At 53.9% G+C, this 15,505-nt stretch carries 16 protein-coding genes; 8 read left to right on the top strand and 8 right to left on the bottom strand.

Features of this window, described 5'->3' with window-relative positions; genetic code table 11:
- Positions 1–54: 54 nt before the first annotated feature.
- On the top strand, positions 55–1,305 hold the full coding sequence (locus tag SD961_RS12980; RefSeq protein WP_318790770.1) for a mechanosensitive ion channel family protein: 1,251 nt from the start codon (positions 55–57) through the stop codon (positions 1,303–1,305).
- Positions 1,306–1,486: 181 nt separating this feature from the next.
- The gene (locus tag SD961_RS12975) at positions 1,487–2,713 is read left to right on the top strand and encodes an MFS transporter (RefSeq protein ID WP_318790769.1); all 1,227 of its coding nucleotides are present in this window, start codon (positions 1,487–1,489) and stop codon (positions 2,711–2,713) included.
- Between the two features lie 70 nt (positions 2,714–2,783).
- On the opposite strand, the gene SD961_RS12970 is transcribed toward SD961_RS12975, so the two are convergent.
- Complete coding sequence (locus SD961_RS12970) at positions 2,784–3,665, bottom strand: SMP-30/gluconolactonase/LRE family protein (RefSeq protein WP_318790768.1); 882 nt, start codon at positions 3,663–3,665, stop codon at positions 2,784–2,786.
- 297 nt (positions 3,666–3,962) lie between these two features.
- Between SD961_RS12970 and SD961_RS12965 the strand changes: the two genes are divergently transcribed.
- A complete protein-coding gene (locus tag SD961_RS12965) occupies positions 3,963–4,115 on the top strand; it encodes a hypothetical protein (protein ID WP_318790767.1) in 153 nt (50 codons plus the stop codon).
- Between the two features lie 118 nt (positions 4,116–4,233).
- Here SD961_RS12965 and SD961_RS12960 read toward each other — a convergent pair whose 3' ends face one another.
- The 4 genes from SD961_RS12960 to SD961_RS12945 all read right to left on the bottom strand — a co-directional run bounded on the left by SD961_RS12960 (position 4,234) and on the right by SD961_RS12945 (position 6,879).
- Positions 4,234–4,521 (bottom strand): hypothetical protein, encoded by a 288-nt coding sequence (locus SD961_RS12960; protein ID WP_318790766.1) that lies wholly within the window; start codon positions 4,519–4,521, stop codon positions 4,234–4,236.
- Positions 4,522–4,771: 250 nt separating this feature from the next.
- Positions 4,772–5,578, bottom strand: a complete 807-nt coding sequence (locus tag SD961_RS12955) for a hypothetical protein (protein ID WP_318790765.1) — start codon at positions 5,576–5,578, stop codon at positions 4,772–4,774.
- Positions 5,579–5,630: 52 nt separating this feature from the next.
- Entirely contained in the window at positions 5,631–6,083 is a 453-nt protein-coding gene (locus tag SD961_RS12950) for a universal stress protein (RefSeq protein ID WP_318790764.1), read from the bottom strand.
- A gap of 13 nt (positions 6,084–6,096) precedes the next feature.
- Entirely contained in the window at positions 6,097–6,879 is a 783-nt protein-coding gene (locus SD961_RS12945) for an IclR family transcriptional regulator (RefSeq protein ID WP_318790763.1), read from the bottom strand.
- Between the two features lie 167 nt (positions 6,880–7,046).
- Between SD961_RS12945 and SD961_RS12940 the strand changes: the two genes are divergently transcribed.
- The 3 genes from SD961_RS12940 to ypdK all read left to right on the top strand — a co-directional run bounded on the left by SD961_RS12940 (position 7,047) and on the right by ypdK (position 9,935).
- Positions 7,047–8,636 (top strand): MFS transporter, encoded by a 1,590-nt coding sequence (locus tag SD961_RS12940; protein ID WP_318790762.1) that lies wholly within the window; start codon positions 7,047–7,049, stop codon positions 8,634–8,636.
- A 16-nt stretch (positions 8,637–8,652) separates the two neighbouring features.
- Positions 8,653–9,681 carry an HlyD family secretion protein gene (locus SD961_RS12935; protein ID WP_318790761.1) on the top strand — a complete coding sequence of 343 codons (1,029 nt, stop codon included), beginning with the start codon at positions 8,653–8,655 and terminating at the stop codon, positions 9,679–9,681.
- Between the two features lie 182 nt (positions 9,682–9,863).
- On the top strand, positions 9,864–9,935 hold the full coding sequence (ypdK, locus tag SD961_RS21715; RefSeq protein WP_412916681.1) for a membrane protein YpdK: 72 nt from the start codon (positions 9,864–9,866) through the stop codon (positions 9,933–9,935).
- Between the two features lie 50 nt (positions 9,936–9,985).
- Here ypdK and alaC read toward each other — a convergent pair whose 3' ends face one another.
- Positions 9,986–11,221 carry an alanine transaminase gene (alaC, locus tag SD961_RS12930; RefSeq protein ID WP_318790760.1) on the bottom strand — a complete coding sequence of 412 codons (1,236 nt, stop codon included), beginning with the start codon at positions 11,219–11,221 and terminating at the stop codon, positions 9,986–9,988.
- 119 nt (positions 11,222–11,340) lie between these two features.
- A complete protein-coding gene (locus tag SD961_RS12925) occupies positions 11,341–11,868 on the bottom strand; it encodes a GNAT family protein (protein ID WP_318790759.1) in 528 nt (175 codons plus the stop codon).
- Positions 11,869–12,008: 140 nt separating this feature from the next.
- On the opposite strand from SD961_RS12925, the gene SD961_RS12920 reads away from it, so the two are divergent.
- The gene (locus SD961_RS12920) at positions 12,009–13,697 is read left to right on the top strand and encodes a sensor histidine kinase (RefSeq protein ID WP_318790953.1); all 1,689 of its coding nucleotides are present in this window, start codon (positions 12,009–12,011) and stop codon (positions 13,695–13,697) included.
- 23 nt (positions 13,698–13,720) lie between these two features.
- Positions 13,721–14,452, top strand: a complete 732-nt coding sequence (locus SD961_RS12915; protein WP_318790758.1) for a LytTR family DNA-binding domain-containing protein — start codon at positions 13,721–13,723, stop codon at positions 14,450–14,452.
- A gap of 40 nt (positions 14,453–14,492) precedes the next feature.
- Here the strand turns inward: SD961_RS12915 and glk are convergent, their stop codons facing one another.
- Positions 14,493–15,458: a glucokinase gene (glk, locus tag SD961_RS12910; protein ID WP_318790757.1), complete on the bottom strand. Its 966-nt coding sequence runs from the start codon at positions 15,456–15,458 to the stop codon at positions 14,493–14,495.
- Between the last annotated feature and the right edge of the window lie 47 nt (positions 15,459–15,505).

Below are 15,505 nucleotides of genomic sequence, written 5' to 3'. Positions count from 1 at the left end.
ATTTAGCTGATTAACCGGCATACTTTGGACGCTTCATTAACAGGGAAAAATACTATGCACGCCTACCTTATTGGCTGGTTTGAAACCTTAAATCTGCCTTACGCTCCTCAGATCGCCCTGCTCGCTGTTATCGGCATCATTCTGCTTATCTCCCTGATTGTGCACGGTTTGCTTCACAGCATTGCCCTGCCTTTCCTGAAACGTTTTGCAGAGAGATCGTTAAGACGATGGCCGAAATCCATTATTGATAAAAAGCTCTTCAGCCGGTTCCTCCTGCTGATGCAGGGCGTGCTGCTGCAAATCCAGCTTGAGCTGTTCCTGCAGGGCAATGAGCCTGTTTTCAGCGTGCTGATGGTGGCAAGCCAGGTCTGGATGATGATCTTCAGCCTGCTGATGTTCTTTTCGCTGCTGGACGTCTGTCTGGAGCTTTCAGAAAACAGCGTACTGGCGCACCAGTTACCGCTTCGCGGTATTTTTCAGAGCCTGAAGCTGATTGCCGCGCTGCTGATAGCACTGATGGTGATTTCGGTATTGATCGGCAAATCGCCGCTGGTGCTGCTCACCGGTCTGGGAGCGATGACTGCGGTACTGATGCTGGTATTTAAGGACCCTATCCTCGGTCTTGTGGCCGGCATCCAGCTCTCGGCAAACAATATGCTGAAGATGGGTGACTGGCTGGATATGCCAAAATATGGCGCGGATGGTGACGTCGTGGATATCGGTCTGACGACCGTAAAAGTTCGTAACTGGGATAAAACCATTACCACTATCCCTACCTATGCGCTGATCTCAGACTCCTTCAAAAACTGGCGTGGGATGTCTGAATCCGGTGGTCGCAGGATCAAACGCAGCATCAACATCGATACCACCAGCATCCATTTTCTCTCTGAGCAGGATATTGCTGATTTGAAGCGCGCGCAGTTGCTGACGCCTTATCTGGAAGAGAAAAGCCGGGAGGTGGCGAGCTATAATTCCCGCCTGCAGTGCGATCTATCGACGCCGCTTAACGGCCGTCACATGACCAATATCGGCACGTTCCGTGCGTGGCTGGAGGCCTGGTTGAGGGCACATCCGCAGATCCATAAAGAGATGACGCTGATGGTTCGCCAGCTGGCACCCGGCTCTGAAGGCCTGCCGGTAGAGATCTACGCCTTTACCAACACCACGGCGTGGCTGGAGTATGAAAAGATTCAGTCTGATATTTTCGACCTTATCTTTGCCGTACTGCCAGAGTTCGGGCTGCGTGTCCATCAGACGCCAACCGGCAACGACATGCGCAATATGCGTTTATCCTCCGCAGAATAAGGAGGAAACAGGCGGGCAACTTTTGCAACAGAGTGCCCGGCTGCTTTTTATGCCGCCGTTCATACCCTTTGAGCGGCATTTCATTCCTTTCTGCAGGCAGTTCATGCCTTTGTTTCCCCGCCCGCGAAAGAGCCGCCCTAAGATGTGCTTAATTTCTTAAACTTTCCCCCGGGAGCTTTCCATGAGCACACAGCCCGTCAGCACCAGCGTCAACCGTACCCGTTGGCTCACCCTGTTTGGCACCATCATCACCCAGTTTGCCCTGGGCTCCGTCTATACCTGGAGCCTGTTCAACGGCCAGCTCTCCCACAAGCTGGAAGCGTCCGTCAGCCAGGTAGCCTTTTCGTTTGGCTTGCTGAGTCTGGGGCTGGCTGTCGCCTCTTCGCTGGCGGGGAAACTGCAGGAACGCTTTGGCGTACGTAACGTCACCCTCGGAGCCGGTTTGCTGATGGCTCTGGGGTTTGCGCTTACCGCTCACGCCGACAACCTGTTTATGCTTTACCTGAGCGCGGGTGTACTGGTAGGCCTGGCGGATGGTGCAGGTTATCTGATGACGCTGTCGAACTGTGTGAAGTGGTTCCCGGAGCGCAAGGGGTTGATCTCTGCCTGCGCCATTGGTGCCTATGGCTTAGGCAGCCTGGGTTTCAAATTTATCTGCGGTTATCTGCTGAGCGTCTACAGCCTCGAAAGCACCTTTATGATCTGGGGAGGTCTGGCGATGGCGATGATTATGCTGGGTGCGCTGTTTATGAAAGATGCGCCCAAACAGCAAACCTCTTCACAAAACAACACCGGCCGCGCGCGTGATTTCTCGCTGGCTGAGGCGATACGTCTGCCGCAGTACTGGATGCTGGCGCTGATGTTCCTGACAGCCTGCATGAGCGGTCTCTATGTGATTGGCGTGGCTAAAGATATCGGTGAGGGCCTGGTGCATCTCTCAACGCAGACGGCGGCCAGTGCCGTGACCATCATTGCTATTGCTAACCTGAGCGGCAGGCTGATCCTTGGGGTGATGTCCGATAAAGTGGCCCGCATCCGGGTAATCACTCTCGCTCAGGTTATCTCGCTGATTGGTATGAGCATCCTGCTGTTTACCCGGATGAGTGAAATCACCTTCTTTATCTCCATTGCCTGTATCGCCTTTAGTTTTGGCGGCACTATTACCGTTTATCCTTCGCTGGTCAGTGACTTTTTCGGCCTGAATAACCTGACCAAAAATTACGGTCTTATCTATCTGGGATTCGGTATCGGCAGCGTACTTGGCTCGCTGATTGCCTCACTGTTTGGCGGCTTCACTATCACTTTCAGCCTGATTATGGCGCTGCTGGTGATTTCACTGATTATGTCCGCCACTATCCGGCTGCCGCACCGTGCCGAAGAGAGTAAGAAAACGCTGCAACATGCTTAAGGCTGATTATCCAGGTGCTAATCTGCACCTGGCAAAAGATAATGTCGATTCTGCCGATCAATCCGCGCCGCTATTTCGCCTGAAACAGCGGCTCCGCAATGCCTGCCACACCGACCCGCACCGCAAACAGGTCGCCTGACTGTGGATACTCTGCCAGTTCCTCTGCGCTACGATCTTCCCTTGAGCTGGTAATATAGAGCGTTTTCAGATCTTCGCCACCAAACGCTACCATTGTCGGCCAGCGTACCGGCAGTGGAATTTCATCCACTATCTCACTGTTGGCAGGGTTAAGGCGTATTACGCGTGAACCGTCAAACATGGCGACCCAGTAGAAGCCTTCGCTGTCGACCGCCGCACCGTCCGGTAACCCACCCGGCCCCTGCTCAAAGCGTTTCAGCACTTCACGCGGGCCAATTTCGCCCTGCTCATTCATAGGGTAGCGCCAGAGGATGCCCTCAGGCGTATCAGTCTGGTACATCCAGCGGCTGTCGGGCGAGAACGCCAGTCCGTTAGAGATTTTGATATCGTCAGCTTGTACCGTCAGTTGGAGATGCTCATCCAGCTGACAGAGCAGCGCGCCACGGCGATCCTGCGGCTCCCACAGCGTGCCGCACCAGAACCGACCATGCCGGTCCACCCGGCCATCGTTAAAGCGGCTGCGCTCCGCCTCGCCAGGATTTGGCGCTACGCGCTTAACAATTTTTCCCTGCGCATCCAGCAAACAGACGCCGCTACGAAGCGCGGCGACAAAGCCGCCCTGCGCATTCAGGCCAAAGCAGCCAATATGCTCCGCTACCGGAAACTGCTGGTGGTCGCCAGTGCGTGGGTCGAAGCGATGCAGGGCGGGCGCCAGAATATCAACAAAATAGAGCACCTGCTCACTGACGGACCATACCGGGCATTCGCCAAGCTCCGCCTGCGCCTGCAATACGTTTTCCACCTGATAATCCATATTCTCTCCTTATTTGGGTTAAGCTCTAAGCTTACTGCAAAATGAGAAAATTGTGCGGAGAGGATTACTGTCAATTTTGCCGGAATTATTTTGCTGCAAACATTAAATTAAGAGCATTCCGGCTGGAAAGCCTTTTTTTTCGGTCTTATCTTATTTATGATTATTGACTTCGCCGCAATACTTTCCCTATTGTATTATTTTGAAATATCTGCCTAAATAACTCTACATAAGCGGCATTATTCCTCCACTTTTATCTCGTAAAGTTGTAGTCATTGAAAAAGTGAAGGAGTATTCACAATGAAAGCACTCATTAAAATTGCGTCGGTGTTAGGTGTGATGTTTATGCTGAGCGGATGTATTGTTCATGATGGCTATCGCGGCGGCTATCATCATGGCGGCGGCCACCATGGCGGGCATCATCATGACAATGGTCGCCACCGGGGCTGGTAGAAAGGCATTATAAGAGGGTGAGTATTCACCCTCAAGCGGGCAAAGCCTGCACACGGCAATATAAAAAGAAAGAGTAGAAAAATATTAGGCGGGAAAATATTCCCGCCCTTTTTTCGTTTTAGCTTTTAATGCTGTAATTACATTGATACCAGGCCTTCATTAATCCGGGAACCCGGCTTTCCTGCGGCTTAATTGGCTCAACTTTATCAAACCCACGTTCCGAACAGTAGCGTTCCACATCCTCGTCCAGCGCCGTTTTATTTACGGTGGAGGGATTAAAACGATACTGCACAGTATTTACCGCATGATCCTCATCAATTTTTTCAAATGCTCCTGGCTTACCTGATGTGCAGCCGGCCAGCATAAATATTGCCAGCGCAACCGCGCCCGTTACAAACTTCTTCATGTCAGCTCCTTACTTTCGGTGCGGCATAATACCAGCGAGCCTCTGCATCGCCATCAGAAAACCCTGCATTTGCACATTTTTTACCGTGCCGTTGCATTATTTTACCAATTGATTCGATTCAGAAAGCCGTCTGGCGCTATCGGGAGAGGAATGCGATTATCCACTCAGACATAATTTATGTCTGCCAACACCATGAATGACTTAGAATAACAATATGTTATGCCCGCGGCGAGCGGGCTTTTTTTTGCGCTTATTTGGCGTTACCGTCAAGAATTATACGTAACACCTCGCCCGATTGATTGACCGGAAGTGCCAGCACAGATTGATAAAGGTCGATGGTCATATCACAAAGCTTCGCTTTATCCGCTCCCGCCTCTGCCGGGGCATTCAGCGTTTGCAGGGCGGTTCCCCATTTATCATACAGCGATCGCACAACAACTTGCAGATCGGCCCGTCCGCTGGCCGCATCCACCGGCTGCTCTGCGCCATGGCTGTTCTGCAAAAAGCTATCGAGAACAGCCATCTCTTTATCAATCAGCGGCTGGGGCAAAATCTCTGCCGTATTAACACCGCCTTCAACCTGGGGGAAAAGATATTTGAAGCACAGCTCAGCGTTTTTTTGTCTGATGATCTTCATCTCTTCCAGCGCCACGGTCATATAGTCATAAAGCTGCGCGTTACTGGCATAGCTGATGCGCTGATTCAGCAGATCGGCAAGCCAGGGGCGCAGCCGCTCCAGCGCCTGCTTTTCGCTGTTGCCCGCCTGCAGGGCGTGAATAAACTCCTGATCCAGCTTCTGATACAGTCCCGGCTGCTGCGCCCTGATGGTGCGATAGACCGGTAAAGAGGCCAGACGCTGCTCCGCTGCCCTAAGACGCTCATCACGCTGCTGCTGTGGCAACACCATGCCGAAGTAGTAAAAGTTGCCGATGAAGAGCAGCAAAAAGCTCAAAAATATGGCCAGCTTCTGGCTGATTTTTCCGCTTTTATACAACCAGGTAAAAAACAGCACAACCGCAAGGCCGCCTGATAAGGAGATGAGCGTAGCGTAGGACATGAAAAGCAAACCTTTGTTTACCGGGCCGTCTCAAACGGCCCGTCGTTCAGCATTAATCAACCCGAACATCAACCAGCACCGGACAGCTGGCTCGTTCAATAACAGCGGCGCTGACCGATCCTTTCAGCAACCGGTTAAAAGAGGAGAGATGACGCCGTCCCATAATAATCATCGCGGCGCTGAGTTCGTTAGCCTGATTCACAATGGTTTCCGCTGATTCGCCAGCAACGACCCGTCCGGTCGCGCGAATACCGGCCCGCTGAAGCTCGGCCAGCGCCTGGCGTACGGCACCTTCTGCTGTATTTTGCTCATCCAGCGCGTAGCCGAAATCGCCCGGGTCCTCTCCAGCTTCAATAGTGTAACTTCCGGCAGTAGCGGCATAACTGGCGTCAACACAGCACAGCACCACGACGTCGGCGTCCAGTGCAAGCGCCTGCTCTGATGCCAGGGCTACCACTTTTCGCGCAATGGCAGAGTTATCAACAGCGACTAAAAGTGTTTTCATCTGTCCCTCTCAGTTAATCACGTAAGGCCGCTTTGCCTATTTCATCCACCAGCGCCTCTTTGCATTTCAGGATCTCTTCACGGAAGCGCGCCTCATGCTTTTGAAAACGGGTGGATGGAACCAGCAGGCTGATAGAAAAGCGGCCAAGAATGGTGTCAATCGCCACCGCCATCGTGGAGATCCCTTCCAGCGTTTCACCCCGATCGTAGGAAAGTCCGGTGCGACGGATCTCCTTCAGTCGCTCGAGAAGTTCAGGAAACGCCTTAACAGTCAGATCGGTGATGGCTTCATAAGCATCCCCAACCAGCGTACGTGCCTCTTCATCACTCCCCAGAGCCAGCAAAGCTTTACCGCCTGAAGTGCTGTAGAGCGGAAGGTTCAACCCGATACGGGGAACCACCCTCAGCTCACGATCAGCCACGACGTAGTGCACAATGGCCAGTTGCAGACCGCTGGCGCGGGCCAGCGATACCGTCTCTCCCGTCGCATCGCACAGCGCCTGTAGCCAGGGCTGAGCGATAGCCACCACATCGGTATGCACCGTAGCGATCAGGCGCAGCAAAGCGGGGCCAAGCCGCACGCCTCCCGCGCCGGGACTGCGGACTAACTGTACTGAATCCAGGGCCGCCACGATGCGCTGCACTGTGGATCGGGGGAGATCAACAGCCTGCGCTATTTCACCCAGGCTCATGCCGTTTGGGCTGTCGCCCAGCGCGTTCAATATTTTAGCCGCGCGTGAGATCACCTGGATTCCACCAGTTCGCTCCTCTTCGCGCAGTACAGTAGGGTCAGACATAGGGTTCAGCTCCTTGCTTGATGCGAATACTTTAGCACTCTTTCAGGCTGCGGACAGGCTGTATCACATTGCAATACAGTTAATCGCCATGTAATATCGCCGGCGAATGTATCACAATGCAATACAGTGCACCGATAATTTTTATTTTCGCCAATGGAGTTTTCGCTATGACAGCTCAACCGGCAGCGCCCCCCGCTCCCCATCCCTTTACCCTGCGCCTGGCGTTGGGGCTGGTGGGCGTGCTGATCGCCGCGCTGACCTCGGGACTGAATGACAGAGTAACGGACCTGGCCCTTGCTGACATCAGAGCCGCTATGGGGTTCGACTTTGACAGCGCGAGCTGGATCACCTCAGTTTACCAGGCTGCCGAAGTGGCGGCCATGATGATAGCGCCCTGGTTTGCAGTGACGTTTTCGCTTCGCCGTTTCACTCTGGTGATGGCCTCCGGGTTTGCCATAGTGGGCGTACTGCAACCTGTGGCATCCACGCCCTCGCTCTTTATTGCGCTCAGGGTTGTGCAGGGCATTTTCGGTGGCGCGCTGCCGCCGATGCTGATGACTGTCGCCCTGCGTTTCCTGCCGCCGGGCATCAAGCTTTACGGTCTGGCGGCTTACGCCCTCACCGCAACGTTTGGGCCGAATATTGCCGCCTCGCTGGCTGCTTTCTGGACCGATTCCGTTGGCTGGCAGTTTGTTTTCTGGCAGGTTGTGCCGTTGATAATGATTGCCAACCTGCTGATCGGCTGGGGCATTCCACAGGACCCGATGCGCTTTGAACGCTTTAAACAGATTGATCTGTTCGGCATGGTGACCGGTTGCAGCGGCATTGCGCTGCTGATCCTGGCGCTGACCCAGGGCGAACGTCTGGACTGGCTGGCTTCGCCGCTGATTACCGGCATGCTGCTGACCTCATTTGCGCTGCTGATTGTGTTCCTGATCAATGAGTGGTTTCACCCGCTGCCGCTGTTCAAATTACAGATGCTGGAGCGGAGAAACCTGACTCACGGTCTGCTGGTGCTGGCGGGGGTATTGATGGTAGGACTTTCCGGCTCTGCCCTGCCCTCGGCCTATTTTGGCCAGGTGGAAGGCTTCCGTACCCTGCAGTTTGCGCCGCTGGCGCTGACGATTGGTTTGCCTCAGCTGATTATCGCTCCGATGATGGCTGCCATCCTGAATATGCGTTGGGTTGACTGCCGCTGGATGCTGACGGCTGGTGCCGGTCTGCTCACTCTGTCGTGCCTGCTGGGCATGCAGTTGACCGGTGAGTGGGCCAGGCAAAATTTCTGGCTGATCCAGCTACTACAGGCCTTTGCGCAGCCGATGATGATTTTACCGGTACTGATGAGCGCCACCAGCGTCGTCCTGCCGCCAGAGGGGCCTTTTGCTTCCGCCATGTTCAATACCGTCAGAGGCTTTTCCAGCGTGGCCGCCAGTTGTCTGGTGGAAAACTTTCTGACTCATCGTGAAAAGTTTCATTCGCATACGCTGACAGACAACCTGGGTAATCGCCCGTGGCTGATGACGGCGGATACCCCGGCCAGTGCCAGCAGCCTGATGCCCCTACTGCCGGACGGCAGCGCCAGCTCAACGGAAAACCTGAGCCATTTTGCCACGCTGCTAAAGCACCAGGCGGTGATCCTCAGCATTAGCGATGCCTATATGCTGATTATCGGTTTTGCCCTGCTGATGATCCTGTTAACGGCGTGGCTGCCAAAACGCGTCTGGCCACCGCAAACCCTTATCCAACGCCAGGCCTAATCTACGAGATAATAATATGAGCTTCACACCTGCAAAAAGAACGTTGTTGTTACTCCTGCTGTTAGCCGTCCTGCTGGGAATGGCCTTTTTCGTATGGTCCGCCATGAGCCATCATCATGCCCGCACTGATGATGCCGTGGTCACGGCGGACTACACGCTGGTTGCCCCAAAAGTTTCCGGCTATATCCGCACGGTCAACGTCAGTGACAACCAGCCGGTCAAGGCAGGTGAAACGCTGGCAACTATTGATGACCGCGATTACCAGGTAGCACTGGAAACGGCCGAAGCTAACCTTCAGGTCAGCCAGGCAAAACTCAGCAGCATTGAAGCCCAGCTGGAGCAACAGCAGGCCACTATTGCGCAAACCGATGCTGCCGTCAGCGCCAGCGAAGCGACACTGAACTATGCCGGACAAAATGCTGAGCGCTATCGCCGCCTGTTGAAAACCGGCACCGCCACAGCCGACGAACAGCAAAAAACCAACGCCTCTATGCGTGAAGCCTCTGCTCAGCTCCGCCAGAGCCAGGCTGCGGCGCTCGCTGCGCGTAAAGAGACAGGGATCCTGCAGGCGAGCCTCAAACAGGCTAAGGCAGATATCGCCGCCTCTGCAGCCAACGTCGATCAAGCCCGTCTGAATCTCTCCTACACCACTATTACCGCGCCGATTGCAGGTTCCGTGGGGCAGCGTTCTGTTCGCCAGGGCGCATGGGTTTCTGCCGGTACGCGCCTGTTGGCGGTAGTGCCTCTGGAGCAAACTTATATAGTCGCTAATTTCCTTGAGACGCAGCTGACGCATGTACAGCCAGGCCAGGGCGTTGCTGTTAAAGTCGATGCTTTACCCGGCGTGACGCTGCGCGGTCATGTTGACAGTATTGCACCAGCGACAGGCTCTACTTTCGCAGCCATTACCGCCGACAACGCAACGGGAAATTACACCAAAGTGGTGCAGCGTTTACCGGTCAAAATTGTGCTTGAACCCGGTCAGCCGGAACGCGCGCGCTTAAGGGTTGGCATGTCCGTGGTACCCGAGATCGAGACACCCTGAACCGGACGATGCTTAGCTTAATCGACTTTATTTTGCATCAGAGAGCAGGTAAATTAGCCGACGATCCTGCCATAGGCAGTTTATGGCTACCCGATACGGCCTGGCTTGAGCGTCTGCTGCATCGTAAAGTTCGCGAAAAGGCCGGGGATCGCCCCAGTCTCAGGCGTTAATAGGAGTTGCTGGTGAAATATGCTTTGATGGGAATCTCTTTTATTATGGTCATTTGGGTTGGCACTTTCTATCTGATGCTGTAACCCTTCAGGACGCTTTCAGCGGGTCAGGCCTCCCGGCCTGACCCCACTCTTTAAACCTCTTCTTCGTTGAGTTTCACCGTCCCCGGTAAAATCCCATCAGCACGAAACATCGACTTAATGCCTCTTACCGCCTGACGGATGCGGTCGCTGTTTTCAATCAGGGCAAAGCGAACATGTGTATCGCCATAATCGCCAAAACCAATGCCTGGTGAGACGCACACTTTAGCTTCCTGCAGCATATGCTTGGCGAATTCCAGCGATCCCATATGGGCATAGTAATCGGGAATTTTTGCCCAGACGTACATAGAGGCTTTCGGGATCTCCACCATCCATCCCGCTTCATGCAGACCTTTCACCAGCACGTCGCGGCGGCGCTTGTACTGCTCTGCAATCTCTTTCACGCACTGCTGATCCCCTTCCAGGGCGGCGATCGCCGCTACCTGCAACGGGGTGAAGGTGCCGTAATCGTGATAGCTTTTGATACGCGCGAGCGCGGCCACCAGCTCCTTGTTACCGACCATAAAGCCAATGCGCCAGCCTGCCATGTTGTAGCTTTTCGACAGGGTGAAAAACTCTACGGCGACGTCGCGCGCGCCCGGCACTTCCATGATCGACGGCGCTTTCCAGCCGTCGTAAACGATATCCGCATAGGCTAAATCGTGGATCACCAGCACGTTGTACTGTTTGGCCAGCGCAATAACGCGTTCAAAGAAATCGAGCTCCACGCACTGCGCGGTTGGGTTTGAAGGGAACCCCAGGATCATCATTTTAGGCTTCGGATAGCTTTCCCGGATGGCGCGCTCCAGCTCGTTAAAGAAATCCACCCCCGCCACCAGCGGCACGGAGCGAACCTGCGCCCCCGCAATCACTGCGCCATAGATATGGATCGGGTAGCTGGGATTGGGCACCAGTACCGTATCGCCATGATCAAGCGTGGCCAGCATCAGGTGCGCCAGACCCTCTTTCGAACCGATGGTGACGATAGCTTCAGATTCAGGGTCAATCTCGACCTGATAGCGGTCGGCATACCAGCGTGAAATGGCCCGACGCAGACGGGGAATACCACGCGAGGTGGAGTAGCCATGCGTATCGTCTCGCTGTGCTACGGCACAGAGTTTTTCCACAATATGCGGCGGCGTTGGGCCATCCGGGTTGCCCATGCTGAAGTCGATAATGTCTTCACCACGGCGGCGCGCGGCCATCTTCAGTTCGGCCGTAATGTTAAATACATATGGGGGAAGACGTTCAATGCGGGAAAAACGGCGTGCAGAGCTGTTGTCAGCCATAAGATCCTCTGATTTACGTTAGCGCCCGGACCGTCCGAGCGACGCTGACCAGAAACTGGTCGAACACTGAACATAACGCAGAGGCTGCCGCCCTGTCGACAGGGCGACATAAAATAGTTTTAAACGTCGTTTTTTAGCCGTCCAAAGACCCAATCGTTCACCCATTCACCTCTCAGTAGATAATTATCCCGGAGCGTCCCCTCAAGCTGAAAGCCGTTCTTTTCCAGTACACGGCGCGACGGCCAGTTGCCTTCCACAACCTGCGCTTTGATTTTGTGAAACTCACAGTGCTCAAACAGGTAATCTGTCAGCGCGGCCAGTGCCTCAGTGCCGTATCCTTGGCCGCAATGTTCGCTGAGAAAGGAGTAGCCCACTTCCGCCTGCCGGTAGGGCGCCCACTCGGCATTGGTGCCAATCAGCCCCACCGCCTCGCCACTACTTTTCAGCCTCACCACCAGGCAGAGCATATGGAAACTGGTGACTTGCCAGGGCGCCAGACGGTCACTAAAGCGCTGACGGATATCGGCCATCTGCGGCACGGCGCTGATATACTCCATGCTGCTTTTATCGGTATGAACCCGGTAAAAAAGTTGCCAGTCCTCCGCCTGCAGGTTCTTTAATTGCAGCCGCTCAGTGATGAGTTGCATAATATTCTCCATAAAAGAGTTGATCTGAGCTAAAGCCACGGCAAATCATTATGTCGATGCCTGGCACATCCTGCCCGCTTTCCTTATCATAACCTTCTCTCTATCCTTTTGCTGAGGCGCCCGTGCACTCAATGTTTGACATGCTGCTTGCCGTGCTGGACCGCGCTGCGCTGATGCTTATCTGCCTGTTCTTTATGACGCGCACGCGCCATTTTCGTCAACTGCTGCAAAAGGATGAACACTCCCGGCAGGAGCTGATTGCGGTCACGGCAATTTTTTCCCTGTTCGCGCTGTTCGGTACCTGGAGCGGCATCAACGTTGACGGATCGCTGGTTAACGTGCGAACCATTGCCATTATGTCCGGCGGCATTCTGTTTGGCCCCTGGGTCGGCATTATCACCGGCGTTATCGCGGGCCTGCATCGCTTCCTGATCGATATTCACGGAGTCACCTCTATCCCCTGTCTGATCACCAGCATTATTGCTGGTGTTGTCTCGGGGTATATCAACCTCAAGGTGATAAAAGAGAACCGCTGGAGCATGGGTATTATTGGCGGCATGCTGTGTGAATCGCTGACCATGATCCTGATTGTTCTCTGGGCCAGCCCGACCACGCTTGGGATAGAGATTGTCTCTGAAATAGCCGTACCGATGATCCTCGGTGCGGTCAGCATCGGCTTAATTGTGCTGCTTATCCAGAGCGTTGAGGGTGAAAAAGAGGCCATTGCCGCCCGACAGGCCAAACTGGCGCTGGAAATCGCCAACAAAACGCTGCCGCTGTTCAGGCAGGTAAACAGCCAGTCATTGCGCAAGGTGTGTGACATCATTCGCAGCGATATTAATGCTGATGCCGTTGCGATTACCAACAAGCATCAAATCCTGGCTTATGTGGGCGTGGGCGAAGCGAATTACCATAACGGCGATGATGAGATAAGCCCGACCACCGCCAGCGCCATTGCCAATGGCGAAATCATCATTAAAAACAATGATGAGGCGCACCGGACGCCAGAAATTCACTCAATGATTGTGATCCCGCTGTGGGAAAAAGGGGACGTCACCGGCACCCTTAAAATTTATTACCGCCATGCGCACCGCATCACCTGGTCGCTGAAAGAGATGGCGGTGGGTCTGTCACAGATTATCTCCACCCAGCTTGAAGTCTCGCGGGCGGAACAGCTGCGGGAAATGGCGAACAAAGCGGAACTGCGCGCCTTGCAGAGTAAAATCAACCCGCATTTCCTGTTTAATGCGCTGAACGCAATCTCCTCCTCCATCCGCATCAATCCGGACACCGCCCGGCAGCTCATCACCAACTTATCGCGTTATCTGCGTTACAACCTGGAACTCAATGATGATGAGATTATCGATATCAAAAAAGAGCTCTATCAAATCAAGGATTATATCGCCATTGAGCAGGCCCGCTTCGGTGACAAACTGACGGTGATTTATGACATTGATGAAGAGGTGAACTGCTCGCTGCCCAGCCTGCTGATCCAGCCGCTGGTAGAGAACGCTATTGTGCACGGTATTCATCCCTGCCGGGGAAAAGGCGTGGTTACCCTTAGCCTGAAAGATCAGGGCGACAGGATCAGAATTTCGGTGCGGGATACCGGCAACGGTATCAGTGAAGAGGTGGTCGCGCGGGTTGAGCGAAATGAGATGCCGGGCAACAAAATTGGCCTGCTTAACGTGCATCACCGCGTAAAGCTGCTCTATGGCGAAGGGCTGCATATTCACCGCCGCAATCCCGGTACGGAAATCGCTTTTTATATCAGCAAAAATGGCACGGTGCTGCCCGCCAGCGAAAGCGTCTCTTTAAGGGCCTGGTAGTCTGTTAACTTCGGGAAAATGATGTGAAAGCGATAATTGTTGAAGATGAATTTCTGGCGCAGCAGGAGCTTAGCTGGCTGATTCGGCAACACAGCCAGCTGACCATTGAAGCCACCTTCGATGACGGCCTGGATGTGCTGAAATATCTGCAGACTCATCAGGTGGATGTGATATTTCTTGATATCAATATTCCTTCGCTGGATGGCATGCTGCTGGCGCAAAATATCAGTAAGTTTGCGCAAAAACCGCTAATCGTGTTTATTACCGCCTATAAAGAGCATGCGGTAGATGCCTTTGAGCTGGAAGCATTTGACTATATTTTAAAGCCCTACCATGAGATGCGCATCATTACCATGCTGCGCAAGGTGGAAAACACCTTACATCAGGCTTATCAGCCGGGAAATCAGGAAACCGTCCGCCACGGCGTACACAGCGTAAATCTGGTGAAGGATGAACGGATCATCGTCACCGATATTAATGATATCTACTACGTCGAAGCTCACGAGAAGATGGCGTTTGTCTACACGCGGCGCGAAGAGTACGTGATGTCAGTTAACATCACCGAATTTTGTGGCCGCCTGCCGGAAGAGCAGTTTTTCCGCTGCCATCGCTCTTACTGCGTTAACCTCAATAAGATCCGCGAAATCGAACCCTGGTTTAATAACACCTATATGCTGAAGTTGCGGGATCTGGAGTTTCAGGTGCCGGTAAGCCGCAGCAAAGTGAAAGAGTTTCGCCAGCTGATGCGGCTGTAGCAGGAGAAAGGGCCGGTATCCCGACCCTGTGAAGAGGCTGTTACAGTACTCTTCCCAGCGTCTGGCGCAGGTGGGCGCCAGCTCCCAGCAGACCGGGCTGATCGTGGGTGATCAGAAAGACGGGAATGTTCTGCACATAATCTTTGAAACGGCCTTTGTCTTCAAACGCGGCACGGAAGCCGGATGCTTTAAAGAACTCAAGGAAGCGAGGCACAATGCCGCCCGCAATATAGACGCCGCCAAACGTCCCCAGGTTCAGTGCCAGGTTGCCGCCAAAGCGGCCCATAACCACACAGAACATCGCCAGCGCACGGCGGCAGTCAGTACAGCTGTCATCCAGCGCGCGTTGGGAAACGTCTTTTGGTTTGAGATTTTCCGGAACCCGACCATCAGATTTCACCATCGCCCGGTAGAGGTTAACCAGGCCAGCGCCAGAGAGGATACGCTCGGCAGAGACATGGCCCAGCTCTTCCCGCAACACTTCCAGGATCATATCTTCTTCTTCGCTGTTAGCGGCGAAATCAACATGCCCCCCTTCGCCCGGCAGGCTGACCCAACGCTTATCGACATGCACCAGATGCGCCACGCCCAGCCCGGTTCCGGCACCGTAAACGGCAACAGGTTTATCTTTTACCGCCGCTGTGCCGCCAAACTGCATCACGTCCTGCTCAGAGAGCATCGGGATTGCCATGGAAACAGCAGTGAAGTCATTGATGATCTCAAGGTGCTCAAAACCAAGATTGGCCTTCATTTTGCTGGTGGAAAATGCCCAGTCGTGGTTGGTCATCTCTACCCAGTCATCGGTGATCGGACAGGCGATAGCGATACAACCGTCGACGATCTCCTGCTTCTGCTCCTCCAGGTAAAAACGGATCACGGCTTCAAGGCTATCGTAGTCTGCTGTGGAGAAAGTTTTGGCTTGGGAAATGGCACCGGTTTCGGTTTCACACAGTGCCAGGCGGGCATTCGTTCCGCCGACATCACCTACCAAAGCATACTTAGTCATTATTGTTTTGCTCCGCTTACGTCATTTATACACACTATAAATTTCCC

The sequence above is a fragment of the Erwinia sp. MMLR14_017 genome, from assembly GCF_033657285.1.
GTDB lineage: Bacteria > Pseudomonadota > Gammaproteobacteria > Enterobacterales > Enterobacteriaceae > Erwinia.
Note: the sequence above shows the minus strand (reverse complement) of the source record. Positions and strands in the feature narration are given on the sequence as shown.